Origin of the sequence: Thermobispora bispora DSM 43833 (genome assembly GCF_000092645.1) — a bacterium.
GTDB lineage: Bacteria > Actinomycetota > Actinomycetes > Streptosporangiales > Streptosporangiaceae > Thermobispora > Thermobispora bispora.
In genome coordinates this window covers 2670367-2684657 of sequence record NC_014165.1, presented here as the reverse complement: position 1 = coordinate 2684657, position 14291 = coordinate 2670367, and the positions used below count along the sequence as shown (strand labels likewise).

Sequence of the window (14291 nt, the reverse complement as noted above, 5' to 3'; positions counted from 1 at the left end):
GGAGTTCGCGCACCGCGAATCCCGGTTCCCCGCCGGCGGCCCGCCCCGCGCCCGCTGCACGCCCTCACCCGGAGGTGCGCGCGGCCACTGCCCGGAGGCGCACGCCCCGGGGCGCGCCGGGCGGCGGCACGTTGACCGGCCGGTCCTCACGCGGCGCTCCGCCCGCGCGGCCGGGCGCACACGAGTGGGAACGCGCGCGCCCAGGCCGCCGGCCGATCAGCGGTAGTAGTCGGGGTAGTCAGGGTCCGGCTTGCGGTGGCCGCCCTGGCGGGCGGTGGGGCCGGGGGTCTCGCCGCTCACCTCCTGGTAGGAGGGCCAGCTACCGCTCGTGTTCTGCGCCGGCCACGCCGGCTGCGGGCCCGTGCCGTACTGCTGCCCTTCGGAAGCGCCGTAGCCCGGCTGAGCCGCCTGCGGGGGGCCCGACGGGATCTCGTAGCTCGCCTGGTACGGGCCGACCGCGGGGGAGGGGCCGGTGGCGGTGCTCGGGCGGTCGATGGTGTCGGCGTCGTCGATCGTCGCCCAGCCGGTGCTCACCTCGTACGTGGTGCCGGACGGCGGCTCGTACGACGAGCCCGTGGCCGGCGAACCGTAGGAGGAGTCGCCGGTGCTCCCCGCGGAGTAGCCGTACGCCGGGGTCTGGTAGGTGTCGGGCCGCGGCCAGGGGCCGGTGGCGGGCTCGGGATCGTCGAGGATGTCGCCGCTCCACGTCGGTTCGGCCGGTGCGCGGCTCTCACCGGCCGCCGCGCCCGCCGGCGGCACGTCCGGCCCGGTGGTGCCGGGGCTCGCGCCGTAGGCCGGCATGGGCCCGGTGCCCGCGGTGGAGGTGCCGTACGCCGGCCAGGTGTCGAAGGAGCCGCCGGCCGGCCGGGAGGTGGGCGCGCCCGTGGGCTCGGCGGAGCCGTCCCCGGTGGTGAACGGGTCGCCCGGGGTGCGCGAGACCGACTCGAACGCCCCGGTGCCGCGGACGGCGTCGAACGCTCCACTGGAGGTGCCCGAGGCGTGCGATCCGGCCGGGGTGGAGGCCGCCGGGGTGGTGGGGGAGATCGTCTCGAACGGGCCGGTGCCGCGGACGGCGTCGAACGCTCCACTGGAGGTGCCCGAGGCGTGCGATCCGGCCGGGGTGGAGGCCGCCGGGGTGGTGGGGGAGATCGTCTCGAACGGGCCGGTGCCGCGGACGGCGTCGAACGCTCCACTGGAGGTGCCCGAGGCGTGCGATCCGGCCGGGGTGGAGGCCGCCGGGGTGGTGGGGGAGACGGTCTCGAACGGGCCGGTGCCCCGGGCGGTGTCGAAGGAGCCGCCGGTGCGGCCGGTCTCGAGCGGGGAGCCTCCGGTGGGCCGCGCCGCGGACCTCCGGGAACGGCGCCGCGCAGTCCGGGCGGAGGACGGTGCGCCGTCCGCCGGCTGCGGGCCGGTGCCGGAGAGCGGGTCGCGGGTCTCGAACGAGCCCGAGGCCGGGCCGGTGGCGGGCTGCTGCAGGGGGCCGCCGGTCACGGCTCCGAACGGGCCGGTCGAGCCGGCCCCGATCGGGCCGGTGGTGGTGCCGGTGCCGGACGAGGACGCGGCCGCCGGCGGTTCGGTGGCGAACGACGAGGGGGTGCGGCTCGGCTCGGCGGACGACGGGTAGGCGCCCGCGGGCTCATCCGTGGCGGTGCCCGCCCCGGCGAACGACTCCGGAGGCGGGGCGGAGAACGTCATCGTCTTCTGTTCCGCGATGCTGGCGGCGGACCGTACCGGTTCACCCTGGTCCTTGGCCTTGACCGGACGCTGCGGTAACGGGGTGACCACCGTGGCCGCGTTGGGGTCGGCGGAACCCGGCGTCCGCTCGCGCTGCGGCTCATCGCGCAGCCCGTGGGACTTGGCGGCGATGCCGTCGTCGAGGCCCTCATCGGCCCGCATGCGGGTCCAGTACTCGTCGTCGTAGTCGTCCGGCTCGCCCCATTCGTCGACGCCTCGGCGGCCGCGCGACGCCGGCTTGCCCGCGCGCTGCGCGCCGCGCCCCTGGCGGCCGGAGGACTTGGCCCCCTTACGGGAGGACGAGGACTGTTTGGACTTGGACTGCTTCTGCCGGTCGCCCTCGTCGTCGAGTGAGTCGAAATCCTCGGGGAAGCTCTCGAAGAACGCCTCCGGGCGCCGTGGTTTGGGGCCTTTGTTCTCGGCCATCGCCTTTATCCGCTCCGGCGTGAGCGCGCTCTCCCTGCGGCTCATCGACCGCATGCCCAGCGCCACGATCGTCAGTACCAGGAGCACGATGGCGGCAAGGCCCACAATGACCGCAGTCATAGCATCACCCTCATTGCCATGGGGTTCCAGCGGCGCCGGTGAGATCGCGGGGTCGGCGGCGTGACCTGCCCCTCATCACCCGCACGTAGCGATTGAAGCTGATTCTGCTGAACCACGACGTCCGTTGTCACACCTCGCGCCTATCTGGAACCGACACGGCTACCTCCGGTGGTCGATGGGTCACTCAATGGTGGCGGCCGTCAGACGTCCGCGAGCGATCGTGTGGGCGGCGATCTCCCGTAACGTGTCCGGCAGTTCGGCACCTTGCGAAAGGTCGAGCTTGGCGTCGAGAGCGTAGACCGTGAAACGGTAGGTGCCCTCGGGATCGCACGGGGGCGCGTACCCCACCTTCCCGCTCGTCGTCTTGCCCTGGAGGGCGCCCCTCGGTACGTCGTCCTCCCCGATCTCGGTGGTGTTCGGGTCGATGTTGAACACCACCCAATGCACCTCCGCGCCGGTCCGGGGATTGCTGTCGTCGACCACGAGGGCGACCGACTTAGCGCCCACCGTACCGGACCAGCGGAGCGGAGGGTTGCCGAGGTTTCCCTTGCACGAATACTCCCGGGGCAGCGGACCGCCGTCCCGGAACCGAGGGCTCGACACACTGATCACGTCGAGGTTCCTGGGGGAGGCGGTTCCCAGGAAGCCACAGCCGGAGGCGAACAGCGTCACGGCCGCCACCGCCGCCATCGCCGCGGCCCGTGCGACTGCTGGTCTTCTCGGCGACCCCATGCCCGTTGATGCTACGCGCGATGTGATGGTGTCTTGACCGTATCGCGAAAAAACAGTGTCCTGACGACCGGCCCGCATGCCCGCTGACCTGGTCGATCGCCCGGCAGGACACGGCCGAGCGAGATGCGTTTCTCGTCACACTTCCGCGATCATCGGAGTGCCGGCGCGGCCGCGCGTGTCCGTGCCGCCGGGATCACCGAGAGCGTGCCGCGGTCCGGGGGCATGCCGCGGCGAGCCGTCCGGTGCCCACGCGAGCCGGCGCCGGCCCCGCCGCGTGGCAGGGCGCCCGCACCCGCCGCCTCACGCGTGGCGGAGGACCCGGCCGGAGCGGCGGGCGCGGTACGGCACCGCGCGTCCAGTGCGCGGCGTCCGAGGGGCGCGGCGGCCGTCGGGGACGCGCGGCCCATGAGGATGCGCAGCCGTCCGCGCGACGCCGCGGCGCGACGCAGACGGTCCGGCCGCCGGGCGCGTCACCGCCGCACGGCGGTCAGTCCTGCCTCCGGGTGCCGAACATGATCTCGTCCCAGCTCGGCACCGGGGTCCGGCGGGCCCGGGACTTGCGCGGGCGCGGCTTGGGCACCGGTGGGGCGGGCGTCTCGGGCTTGGCCTCCTTGGCGTCGCCCGCGGCGCCGGTGCCGCCGTTCGCGGGGACGGCGCTCGCCGGCGGGACGAAGTTCGCGGGGATCGACGGCGCGGGCGGGGCGGGGGAGTCGGCCGCGTCCTTGCCGTCGGCCGTCGCCGCGGCGGCGGGGGCCGGCTGGTCTCCTCCCGGCCGTGGCGCGGGCACGGCGGGCGGCTGCGCGGCGGCCTCGCTCCCACCGGCGGGCTCACCGTCGGCCGGAGCCGCCGGCGACGACGCGGCTCCCGTCTGCGGCGGGCCCGCCGTCACGGCGGCCGGGCTCACCGGAGGCTCGTCCTGCACCGGGCCGGGCAGGCCGTGGCCGTCGCGCTGCACCAGCGGGTCGGGCAGGCGGAACGGCACGGGGCCGGGCTGGCCGCGATAGGGGTCCCCGCCACCGTTGGGCCAGGCGGGCGGCTCCGGGCGGATCGGCTGCGGCCGGGCCTGCTCCTCGACGGGCTCGGGCCGTACCGGCCGCCGGGCCGGGTCCCGCTCGTCGGGGAGCGGCGGAACCGGGGAGAGCTTGGGGGTGATCCGCGGCAGGAACGGCCGGATGGTGGCGGTCTCCTCCTCCGGCTCGGGGTCCTCGTACTCGGGCGACGACAGGCGCCGCGCCTCCTCGTCGTTCGGCACGATGTGCCGGCGGCGCGGGTCGAAGAGCCACTCGGCGTGCCGGGTGTGCCCGTTCCAGACGAACCCGAGCCGCACCCGCCACAGGTTGTCGTCCCGCTTGCAGGAGTCCCAGTCGATCTCGTCGACGGGCACGCCGCGCCGGGCGAGCCGCTCCCGCACCAGGTCGCCGAGCAGCGGCCCCGGCGCGTTGTCGCCCGGCATGCGGATGGGAACCCGCTGCGCCTGCTGGGCCATGTACTCGCGCTCCTGGAGGACCGGTCCCTCGAACCACCGCACGCGCTCCACCGGGATGCCGGCGGTGGCCGCGATCTCCTCGGCGGTCTCCCCGGCGCGGATACGAGCCTGGATCTCCTTCGGGCGCAACGGACTCTCCACTTCGATCTCGTACTGGCCGAGACGGGAGAAGTTGCCGCGGACCGCGGCGCGGAGCCGGTCGTCGACGGGAAGTGTGAAACGCGTGCCCCGGCCGGGCGTCGCAAGGACGAGGTACGTCCCGTCCTCACTTACCGCGACGAGTCGGAGCTCCTGCATGCGAGTCCCTTCGTCGTCGTGCCGCGTCTTCCCCCGGGCCCTCGAGTCTCTCGCGTGAGCCGGTTCCCTTCCAGCACCGTACCCGGCATGTCCGAACTTCGCCTCGCGCGGGGGTGCGGCAGGTGGTGTGAGCCCGGTGACATCTGTCCCGTTCACCATGCCATATCCCATCGGTGCCGGGCGAGCCGTGGGCTCGCGAACGGGTGCGTTCCCGGGTGGCCCCACGCGCCGGAGCCGGACCGGCCGGGGCGAGAGCGAGGGCGGGGCACGCGGCAGCGCCGGCCGGGCGGCGCCGGGGACGATGCCGCCCCGTGCGGCGCTCGCGGCCTGGCCGCCCTGGTCACCGCGGTGCAGGCTGTACGGCCGTGCCTGCGGGAGGGTTCCATCGTCGCTTGCTCCCTCGGTTTCGGGGTGGCGCGCCGGGCATGGGCAGGCCCGTCCACGGCACTGTGCCAGCCCGATGGTCCCCGAGGGCAAGGCGACACGCGGAGGAGCCCGGACCGTGAGGACCGACTTTACGCGTTCGTGGTTCGGGTGGTCACGCGGTACCGAGAACCCGGTCCAGGTAGGCGTTGGTGAACCGCCGCTCCGGGTCGAGCCGGTCGCGCAGCGCGCGGAAGTCGCCGAACCTCGGGTAGACCGAGGCGAGGTAGGCGGCGTCCCGCGTGTGGAGCTTCCCCCAGTGCGGGCGGCCCTGGTAGCGCGTCATGATCTCCTCGGCGGCGGCGAAGTACTCAGGGTTCGGCGTGGGCTGGTAGACGTGGCAGGCGATGTACGCGGTGGGCCTGCCGTACGCGGCGGAGAGCCAGGCGGTGGAGGGCGGGGTGACCCGGATCTCGATGGGGAAGCTGATCCGCCACCCGGACCGGTCGATGAGGTCGCGCAGCTCGCGCAGGGCTGTGCCGAGGTGCTCGCGGGGGATGCCGTACTCCATCTCCAGGAAGCGCACCCGGCGCACCGTGGCGAAGACCTTGTAGGACGCGTCCACGTACTCGGAGGTGCCGAGCAGCCGGCCCGAGATCCCGTTGATCGTGGGGATGGCGCGGGGGATGCGCGCGCCGAGCGCGCAGGCGGCGCCGAAGAGCGTGTTCTCCAGGAACTCGTTCTCGAACCACCGGTGGAACGCGGACGGCGGGCGGGCCGGGCCGGGGTCGCGGTTGTACCGCTTGACCAGGCAGGTGTCGGTGTGCGGCAGCCAGTAGAAGTCGAGGTGGTCGTTGCCCGCGGTGAGCTCGTCCAGGTGCTCCAGCACCGTGCTGAGCCGCATCGGCGCGCGGTGGCAGCGGAGCAGGAAGGCGGGCACCGTGCGGATCGTCACCGCGGTGACGATGCCGAGCGCGCCGATGGAGACCCGGGCCGCGTCGAACAGGTCGCCCTCGCGCACGGTCGTGATCGTGCCGTCGGCGAGCACCATCTCCAGCTCGATGACCTGCTCGGCGAACCCGCCCTCGGTCCGGCCGGTGCCGTGGGTCCCGGTGAGCAGCGCCCCGGAGATGGTCTGGGCGGTGATGTCGCCGAGGTTGGCGATGGCGCGGCCGCGCCGGTCGAGCTCCCGGTTGATCACGTGGATGGGCGTGCCGGCCGCCACCTTCACCCAGCCGTCGCCCTCGGCGAGGACGCCGGTGAGCGCGGTGGGCCGGAGCATGATGCCGTCGGTGAGCGCCGCGTCGGTGAAGGAGTGCCCGCTGCCCACCATGCGGACCCTCCGGCCGGTCTTCGCGGCGTCCCGTACGGCTTGCGCCACCTCGGCGGCGGAGGCGGGGGTCCGGATCTCAGCGGGGGTGATGGACTGGTTCCGCGCCCAGTTGATGAAGGTGCCCATGCTCGTCTCCCGGTCCGGCCGTGACATCCCCCGAGCGAATATGAACCCTACTCATGATCCGCCGGATTGCCCATGGGGGAGTTCGCCTGTTTCGTCCACCCGGACGAGCGCGGAACCGGCCATGCCGACGACCGCGGCGAGCAGCGCGCAGCCGAAGGAGAAGGCGTAGGCGTTGTGCGCGCCGTAGGCGTCGGTGAGCCAGCCGCCCGCCCAGGAGCCGAGCGCCACGCCGAACCCGATGGCGGTGGACAGCCACGCCATGCCCTCGGTGAGCTGCCCGGCCGGGACCAGCCGCTGGACGAGCGAGAACCCGGTGATCAGGGTGGGGGAGATGGAGAGCCCGGCCACGAAGAGGGCGACGAGCATCGGCCGCACCTGCTCCATCAGCGTCACCGGGATGAGGCCCAGCGCGAACAGGGTGAGCGTGCGGACGAACCGCGTGTGCAGCGGGATCCGCCAGGCGCGGGAGCCGTACCAGAGCCCGGAGATCGCGCTGCCGCTCGCGATGAGGGCGAGCATGAACCCGGCCGCGCCCCTGTGCCCCTGCTCCTCGGCGAACCCCACGGTGATGAGGTCGATCGAGCCGAACACCGAGCCCACGCCGAGGAAGACCACGGTGAGCAGGGCGACGCCGGGGATCGCGATCGGCGTGCCGTGCCGCTTGCCGGTCTCCCGCACCACGGGCGGCTCGGTGCCGCGGAACGAGGCCAGGGTCAGCGCGCCGGCCAGGGTGAAGGCGATCGCGGCGATCAGCCCGGCGTAGACGTTCACCGTCGCGGCGAGCGCGGAGACCAGCGCGGGACCGCTGATGAAGATCGTCTCGTCGACCACCGACTCGAACGAGAACGCGGTGTGCAGCTTCCCCGGGTCCTTGTCCTTGAGCACGTGGGACCAGCGCGCCCGGACCATCGGGCCGAGCGCGGGGGCCGTGGCCCCGGTCGCCATGCCCGCGAGGTAGAGCGCCGCGTCGGGGGCCCGCAGGTGCGCGGAGAGCAGCAAGGAGCTGAGCGCGACCCCGTGGAGCAGGGCGAGCGGCACCAGCACCCGGGACTGCCCGAACCGGTCGGTGAGCCGCCCGGTCACCGGCGCCGCCGCCGCGAACATGAGCGAGCCCATGGCCGACACCCCGCCGGCGGTGGCGTACGACCCGGTGACGGCGGAGACCAGCAGGACGGTGCCGATGCCGAGCATCGCCATCGGTAACCGGCCGATGAACCCGGCGATGACGAAGCCCTTGACCCCGGGCATGCCGAACAAGCCTCGGTATGGCCCGACGACCATTCGTGATCCCTTCCGTACCTCGTACGCGCGTGCCTGCCGATGACAGCGATGATCATGAAACCCGACCGGCGGCATGCCGCCCCCGTTGACCGGTCCGACCCTGCTGCACGATCCGGACCCGGGGCAACCGGTTTTTCGGGAGAGAGCGGACCGATCTACCTTAAGGGCTTGTGCGGCCTGCTTGTTCCCACGCCGTGGCGCTCCGCCTGGCCTGCGGGACCCTGGCGGTCCTCATCACCCTGGTGATCGCGCTCGGCACCGCGTACCTGCGCGCGGAGCCGGAGCGCCGCCCGGAGCGGGAGCGTCTCACCCCGGCGACCCGGCTCGTCCCGGAGCTGCCGGAGGGCGCACCGGTCGCCGCCACCCCCGTCCGGGTCACCCCGCCCGCGCTGCTCGCGATCTCCCCGGCCCGGGTGCCCGCCCGCGTGCTGCGCCGGATCGCGGGGATCGAGAACGTCCGGAAGGTCGCGGTCACCGGTGGCGGCACCGTCCACGTCTCCGGCGTCGCGCTGCGGCTCCTCGCCGTCGACCCCGAGGCGTTCCGGCCGTGGACCGGGGAGGCGGTCGCCGGGCACCCGGAGGTGTGGCGGGCCATCGCGCGGGGCGAGCTCGTCGCCGACGGCGCCGCGGTGGAGCGGCTGGGGCTCGTCCTCGGCGCGCACTACCAGCTCGACCGGGGGCCGCGGCTCCGGCTCGCCGCCTCGGCCCCGCTCGGCCTCCCCGGCATCGACGGCCTGATCAGCGAGGAGCTCGGCCGCCGGCTCGGCCTCGCCCGGGACGTGGTGGTCCTCGTCCACGGTGAGCTGCGAGCCGCCGACCGGCGCGCCGTGGCCCGGGCGCTCGGCCAGGGCGCCCAGGTGGTCACGGTGCGGCCGGAGCGCGACCGGCGGTCCGGGAGCACGGCGCTCGTCGGCCGCCCGGGCAGCTATCTGGAGCTCTACCGCAGGTCGGCCGCGCTCTGCCCCGGGCTCTCGTGGACCGTGCTCGCCGCAATCGGCCAGGTGGAGAGCGGCCACGGGCGCAACAACGGCCCGTCCTCGGCCGGCGCGCTCGGCCCCATGCAGTTCCTGCCCTCCACCTGGCGGGCGTACGGGGTCGACGGGGACGGGGACGGGCGGGCGGACATCTGGAGCCCGTACGACGCGGTGCCGGCCGCGGCCAAGTACCTGTGCGCGCACGGCGCCGCGCAGGGCGGGGAGCGGCTCAGGAAGGCGATCTGGGCCTACAACCACTCATGGGCCTACGTGGACAAGGTCCTCGCGCTCGCCGCCGCGTACGCCGAGGCCTACCCGTGACCGGCCGTGCGCGGTTCGCCGGCCTGCGCGTGCCTTCCTGTGAGCGTGTGCCGCGGTTTGCCCATGGGCCGGAGCCGTGAGCGTGTGCCGCGGTTCGCCCATGAACGGAACGCCTTGGCCTACGTGCGAGCGGTACGCCGAGGCCCTCCCGGATCGCCACTGCGTGGCGCTCCTCCGAGCGGTACGCCGTGGCCTGCCCCTGAGCGGCCGGGCCGGACCCCGGCACCGGCCCGGCGGTGCGGGCGATGGCTCAGCCGCGCCGCGGCGCCGGGCAGCAGGTGGCCGGGCACGGCGCCGGCTCCGGCTCGGCGAGCAGCTCCTTGACCATGGCGACGAACCGCGGATGCGTGCCCGGGGTGGCCGCGCGGGCGAACGCCATGCCGAGCCGCTCCGCCGTGTCCTTCGCCTCCACGTCGAGGTCGTAGATGACCTCCATGTGGTCGGACACGAACCCGATCGGGACCACGACCACCGCGCGCACCCCCTTGGCGTGCAGCGCCTCCAGGTGGTCGCAGACGTCGGGCTCGAGCCAGGGGATGTGCGGCGGGCCGCTCCGGCTCTGCCAGACCAGGTCCCACTCGCGCGCGCCGCCGAGCGCCTCGGCCACGAGGGAGGCGGTCCGCTGGTGCTGCCTCTCGTACAGGCCGCCCGACGGGCCGGACGACCGCGCCATCGAGATGGGGATGCTGTGCGCGGTGAACACCAGCCGCGCGCTCTCCCGCTCGGACTCGGGCAGCCGGGCGATGGCCTTCCGGGTGTTGTCGACCATCGCGGCGATGAAGCCGGGGTGGTCATGGTAGTGCGGCAGCTTGACGATCTCCGGCGCCCCGGGGACCGCGGCCCGCGCGCGGGCGATGTCGTCGAGGTACTGCCGGCAGCTCGAGTACGAGCCGTACGCGGAGGTGACGAACGCCGCCGCCTTGCGGACCCCGTCCTCCTTCATCCGCCGGACGGTGTCGGTGAGGAAGGGGTGCCAGTTCCGGTTCCCCCAGTACACCGGAACGTCGACGTCGAGCGCGGCGATGAGGTCACGGCACTGCTGGTTGATCGGGCTCCTCCCGCCGAAGCGCTGGTAGTGCGCCTCGACCTCCAGCAGCCGCTCGCGCGGGATGTTGCGCCCCCGGGCCACGTTCTCGAGGAACGGCATCACGTCCTCGGGTTTCTCCGGCCCACCGAATGAGACGACGAGCAGTGCGTCGTACCAACGGTTGCTCCCCATGCTGTCACCCTATGCGCGGGCGGCGCCGGTCCCGGCGGCGCCACCGGCGCCTGTGGACGACGGTGCCGGCGCCCCCGGCGGACGCCTCGCGCCGTCGTCCCCCCGGACCCGTCCCGGGAGCGCGCGCCGCCCGGCCGGGCAGGGGAACGGAGCACCCGTACCGGTCTGAAAGGATGCTCTCGTGGCCTTCCGTGAGGCCCGGAACCCGGCGAGCCGAAGCCCACAGAAGCCGACCATGAGGAGCGACGCGGTATGAGTGAGCGCGAGCACGACATGCCCGGAGAGGCGGAGAGCGCGGCGGGGAAGAACGGACCCCCCGGCGCCGGGGAGCTGCTGCGCCTGGCGGTCTCGATCGCGGCCGAGGCCGGCGAGATGCTGCTCGCCGAGCGCCCCGCCCGTCCCAAGGTCCTGGCGACCAAGAGCAGCCCGACCGACGTGGTGACCGAGCTCGACCAGGCGGCCGAGAAGCTGATCCGGACCCGGATCCGGGAGGCCCGGCCGTACGACTCGATCCTCGGCGAGGAGGGCGGCGACACGCCGGGCGAGGGCGGGGTCCGCTGGGTGGTCGACCCCATCGACGGCACGGTGAACTTCCTGTACGGCCTGCCGGACTGGGCGGTGAGCATCGCCGTGGAGGTGGACGGGACCGTCGTCGCCGGGGCGGTGCACAACGTCCCGCGCGGCGAGATGTTCACCGCCACCCTGGGCGGCGGGGCGTGGCTGGGGGACGAGCGGCTGCACTGCAGCACCGGTGTCCCGCTCGGCCAGGCGCTCGTGGCGACGGGTTTCGGGTACGCGGCCGAGCGGCGGCGGGTGCAGGCGGAGGTGCTCGCCAAGGTGCTCCCGCACGTCCGGGACATCCGGCGGGGCGGCTCGTGCGCGATCGACCTCTGCTCGGTCGCGGCCGGGCGGGTGGACGCCTACTACGAGCGCGGCACGAACTACTGGGACTTCGCCGCGGCCGCGCTGATCGCTTCCGAGGCCGGTGCGCGCGTCGGAGGGATGCACGGCAGGCCGCCAGGTCCGGCGATGGTCCTGTGCGCGGAACCCGGGCTCTTCGCCGAGCTGCACGCGCTCTTGGCGCCGCTCGACCCCGAGCGCGGCTGAACGGTGGGGTGAGGGCCCCCGCCGGCCCTCACCGTGGATCACCGATCGACCGGCTCACCTGCGAGCGAATCGACGTCGATGCCGTGCTCTTCGGCGATGCGCCGCAGGTCCTCGATCTCACCGGTGAGGGTCTCGGCCAGGAACTCGTCGCCGTTCGACGCGGCCTCCCGAAGTTCTTGGTAGGCCTGAGCCAACCGGTTGGCGATCGTGGCCGTGAACTCGCCCATCTCACCTTCTTTCTCGATGAGGGCGGCGTGCCCTGGCTTGCTCATGCGGGCGGCGTGCCCTGGGTCTCGCCCCGCTGGCTGCCTGGGGAGGCCATGACCTTCCCCGGCGCGTCGTATGGGGCGTTGGTCAGACGTACCACCAACAATCGGCCCTTAAACCGAAAAGTTCGGTGCTCTACATCACATAGAGCAAGCGAGCCCGGAGGGCCGCGTTTACCCAGGCCTTACCCGGGGTGCGGTGAGAATGAAGGCGTCGTTGCCCGAGGAGGACCTGCATGCGCGTGCTTGTGGTGGAGGACGAGCGGGTGCTCGCCGACGCGATCGCCACCGGGCTCCGCCGGGAGGCGATGGCCGTCGACGTCGCCTACGACGGCGCCGAGGCCCTGGAGAAGCTCGCCTACATCGACTACGACGTGATCGTGCTCGACCGGGACCTGCCCAAGGTCCACGGCGACGAGGTGGCGAAGAAGCTCGCCAACGAGCGCTGCCCGTCCCGGATTCTCATGCTGACCGCGGCCGGCGACGTGGACGACCGGGTGGAGGGGCTTCAGCTCGGCGCCGACGACTACCTGCCCAAGCCGTTCGCCTTCGCCGAGCTCGTCGCCCGGGTGCGCGCGCTCGCCCGCCGCTCGGCGCCGCCGCTCCCTCCGGTGCTCGAGCGCGCCGGGATCCGGCTCGACCCGGCCAAGCGCACCGTCACCCGGGACGGCCGGCCGATCTCCCTCACCCGCAAGGAGTTCGCGGTGCTGGAGGAGCTCATGCGGGCCGACGGCGCGGTCGTGAGCCAGGAGGACCTGCTGGACAAGGCGTGGGACGAGCACATCGACCCGTTCACCAACGTGGTGCGGGTCACCATGATGACCCTGCGCAAGAAGCTCGGCGATCCGCCGATCATCGAGACCGTGCCGGGGGTCGGGTATCGCCTCTGACCCACGGGCCCGGGAACCCCGCCCGGCGGGCGGACCCGGGAACCCGGTGCGTCATCAGGAACGAGTGACCAGGAACACAGGGAAACGGTGCCGACTCCCGGCGGCGGACCCGGCGATCCCGGGGCTGAGCGACCACCCCGCCACCGGCCGGCGGGACCTCACCCTATGAACGTTTCACGCTTTTCACGCTTGGAGGTGGCCTCGTGACCGAACCGCGCGAGCCGGATTCCGGACGGTCCGGGGACGAGGCGACCACGCCGAGTCCCGGCGATGCGGCCGGGCAGGCGCCGGGCCGGGGGGAGCGGATGTCCTCCCCGCTGGGCACCGGCCCCTACCGCGTCCAGGTCCCGCCCCCGCCCACCGGCCCGCCCGCCTGGGACGGCCCGCCACCGCCCGCCGCGGCTCAGCCGCCGCGCGGCCTCCTCGGCGAGATCAAGGCGCTCCGGCGCCGGATCAGCATCCGCTGGCGGCTCACCCTCACGTACGGCGCGCTGTTCTTCGCCGCCGGGGCGATGCTGCTGCTGGCCATGTACACGCTGGTGGGCCTGGCGATCGACGCGGCCTGGCCGCCCCTGCAGCTCCGGGGATTCCCGTCCGACATCACGGCCGCCTTCGAGGTCTGGTGGGCCTCGCAGCGCGAGCTGGCGATCGCCTCCGCCCGGCGCGAGGTGCTCGGCCGGTCGATCATGGCCCTGTTCGGCGTGGGGATCATCGCGCTCATGCTCGGGTACGTCGTGGCCGACCGGGCGCTCGCGCCGATCAAGAAGATGACCGCGACCGCCCGCCGGCTCTCGGAGACCTCGCTCGCCCACGAGCGGATCGACCTGCAGGGGCCCGACGACGAGCTGAAGGAGCTCGCCGACACGTTCGACGCGATGCTGACCCGGCTCAACGCCGCGTTCGACGCGCAGCGCCGGTTCGTGGACAACGCCTCGCACGAGCTGCGCACCCCGCTCGCCATCACGCGCACCGTCCTGGAGGTGGCGCTCGCCGACCCGGACGCCTCCGAGGACCTCAAGGTGCTCGGCCGTACCCTGCTCGGCACCACGGCGCGGAACGAGCGGCTGATCGAAGGGCTGCTGCTGCTCGCCCGTAGCGAACGGGAGCTGTCGGTGCGCAAGCCCGTGGACATCCGGGACGTGGCGCGGACCGCGGTCGAGCAGCTCACCCCGTTCGCCGACGAGGCCGGGATCACCATCGAGCACGACCTGCACTCCGCCGGGGTCACCGGCGACCCGGTGCTCCTGGAGCGCTGCGTCGCCAACCTGGTGGAGAACGGCATCAAGCACAACATCGGCCGATCGGGGAAGGTGTGGCTCCGCACCGGCGCCGTCAGCGGCCACGCCGTGGTCCAGGTGGCGAACACGGGCCCGCACGTGCCCGTCTACGAGGTGGAGAGCCTCTTCGAGCCGTTCCGGAGGCTCAACGCCGACCGGCAGGAGTCGGCCAAAGGCGCAGGTCTCGGCCTGTCGATCGTGCGGGCGATCGTCCGGGCGCACGGCGGCACGGTGACCGCGGTCCCCCGCGAGGGAGGCGGTCTGGTGGTCACGGTCCGCATCCCCATGAGCGGCGCCGCCGCGGCGGCGCCCGTGTCATCGGTGCGCTGATACGGCGTC

General features: G+C 73.8%; 11 protein-coding genes. 4 read left to right on the top strand and 7 right to left on the bottom strand.

The genetic code is table 11. From position 1 onward, the window contains the following. Positions 1-216 precede the first annotated feature (216 nt). From TBIS_RS11435 to TBIS_RS11415, 5 genes are all read right to left on the bottom strand, one after another. Positions 217-2280 carry a hypothetical protein gene (locus TBIS_RS11435; protein ID WP_013132550.1) on the bottom strand — a complete coding sequence of 688 codons (2064 nt, stop codon included), beginning with the start codon at positions 2278-2280 and terminating at the stop codon, positions 217-219. A gap of 180 nt (positions 2281-2460) precedes the next feature. Then, positions 2461-3012: a YbhB/YbcL family Raf kinase inhibitor-like protein gene (locus tag TBIS_RS11430; RefSeq protein ID WP_148231514.1), complete on the bottom strand. Its 552-nt coding sequence runs from the start codon at positions 3010-3012 to the stop codon at positions 2461-2463. Positions 3013-3499: 487 nt separating this feature from the next. Then, positions 3500-4795, bottom strand: coding sequence for a septation protein SepH (gene sepH, locus TBIS_RS11425; protein ID WP_013132548.1), 1296 nt, complete (start codon positions 4793-4795; stop codon positions 3500-3502). Positions 4796-5333: 538 nt separating this feature from the next. After that, positions 5334-6617, bottom strand: a complete 1284-nt coding sequence (locus TBIS_RS11420) for a D-arabinono-1,4-lactone oxidase (RefSeq protein WP_013132547.1) — start codon at positions 6615-6617, stop codon at positions 5334-5336. Between the two features lie 51 nt (positions 6618-6668). Then, the gene (locus TBIS_RS11415) at positions 6669-7898 is read right to left on the bottom strand and encodes an MFS transporter (RefSeq protein ID WP_013132546.1); all 1230 of its coding nucleotides are present in this window, start codon (positions 7896-7898) and stop codon (positions 6669-6671) included. A gap of 170 nt (positions 7899-8068) precedes the next feature. Between TBIS_RS11415 and TBIS_RS11410 the strand changes: the two genes are divergently transcribed. After that, complete coding sequence (locus TBIS_RS11410) at positions 8069-9193, top strand: lytic transglycosylase domain-containing protein (RefSeq protein ID WP_148231512.1); 1125 nt, start codon at positions 8069-8071, stop codon at positions 9191-9193. Positions 9194-9443: 250 nt separating this feature from the next. Here TBIS_RS11410 and TBIS_RS11405 read toward each other — a convergent pair whose 3' ends face one another. Further along, on the bottom strand, positions 9444-10412 hold the full coding sequence (locus TBIS_RS11405; RefSeq protein ID WP_013132544.1) for a ferrochelatase: 969 nt from the start codon (positions 10410-10412) through the stop codon (positions 9444-9446). Between the two features lie 252 nt (positions 10413-10664). Here TBIS_RS11405 and TBIS_RS11400 point away from each other — a divergent pair, with 252 nt between their 5' ends. Further along, a complete protein-coding gene (locus tag TBIS_RS11400) occupies positions 10665-11519 on the top strand; it encodes an inositol monophosphatase family protein (RefSeq protein WP_013132543.1) in 855 nt (284 codons plus the stop codon). Between the two features lie 38 nt (positions 11520-11557). Here the strand turns inward: TBIS_RS11400 and TBIS_RS11395 are convergent, their stop codons facing one another. Then, entirely contained in the window at positions 11558-11791 is a 234-nt protein-coding gene (locus TBIS_RS11395) for a hypothetical protein (protein WP_242384265.1), read from the bottom strand. 230 nt (positions 11792-12021) lie between these two features. Here TBIS_RS11395 and TBIS_RS11390 point away from each other — a divergent pair, with 230 nt between their 5' ends. Then, positions 12022-12675 (top strand): response regulator transcription factor, encoded by a 654-nt coding sequence (locus TBIS_RS11390; RefSeq protein ID WP_013132541.1) that lies wholly within the window; start codon positions 12022-12024, stop codon positions 12673-12675. A 203-nt stretch (positions 12676-12878) separates the two neighbouring features. After that, complete coding sequence (locus TBIS_RS11385) at positions 12879-14282, top strand: sensor histidine kinase (RefSeq protein WP_013132540.1); 1404 nt, start codon at positions 12879-12881, stop codon at positions 14280-14282. Positions 14283-14291 lie beyond the last annotated feature (9 nt).

Coding starts and splice junctions, on each gene's coding strand:
- TBIS_RS11435 (WP_013132550.1), bottom strand. CDS start 2,280: ATGACTGCGGTCATTGTGGGCCTTGCCGCCATCGTGCTCCTGGTACTG.
- TBIS_RS11430 (WP_148231514.1), bottom strand. CDS start 3,012: ATGGGGTCGCCGAGAAGACCAGCAGTCGCACGGGCCGCGGCGATGGCG.
- sepH (WP_013132548.1), bottom strand. CDS start 4,795: ATGCAGGAGCTCCGACTCGTCGCGGTAAGTGAGGACGGGACGTACCTC.
- TBIS_RS11420 (WP_013132547.1), bottom strand. CDS start 6,617: ATGGGCACCTTCATCAACTGGGCGCGGAACCAGTCCATCACCCCCGCT.
- TBIS_RS11415 (WP_013132546.1), bottom strand. CDS start 7,898: ATGGTCGTCGGGCCATACCGAGGCTTGTTCGGCATGCCCGGGGTCAAG.
- TBIS_RS11405 (WP_013132544.1), bottom strand. CDS start 10,412: ATGGGGAGCAACCGTTGGTACGACGCACTGCTCGTCGTCTCATTCGGT.
- TBIS_RS11400 (WP_013132543.1), top strand. CDS start 10,665: ATGAGTGAGCGCGAGCACGACATGCCCGGAGAGGCGGAGAGCGCGGCG.
- TBIS_RS11395 (WP_242384265.1), bottom strand. CDS start 11,791: ATGAGCAAGCCAGGGCACGCCGCCCTCATCGAGAAAGAAGGTGAGATG.
- TBIS_RS11390 (WP_013132541.1), top strand. CDS start 12,022: ATGCGCGTGCTTGTGGTGGAGGACGAGCGGGTGCTCGCCGACGCGATC.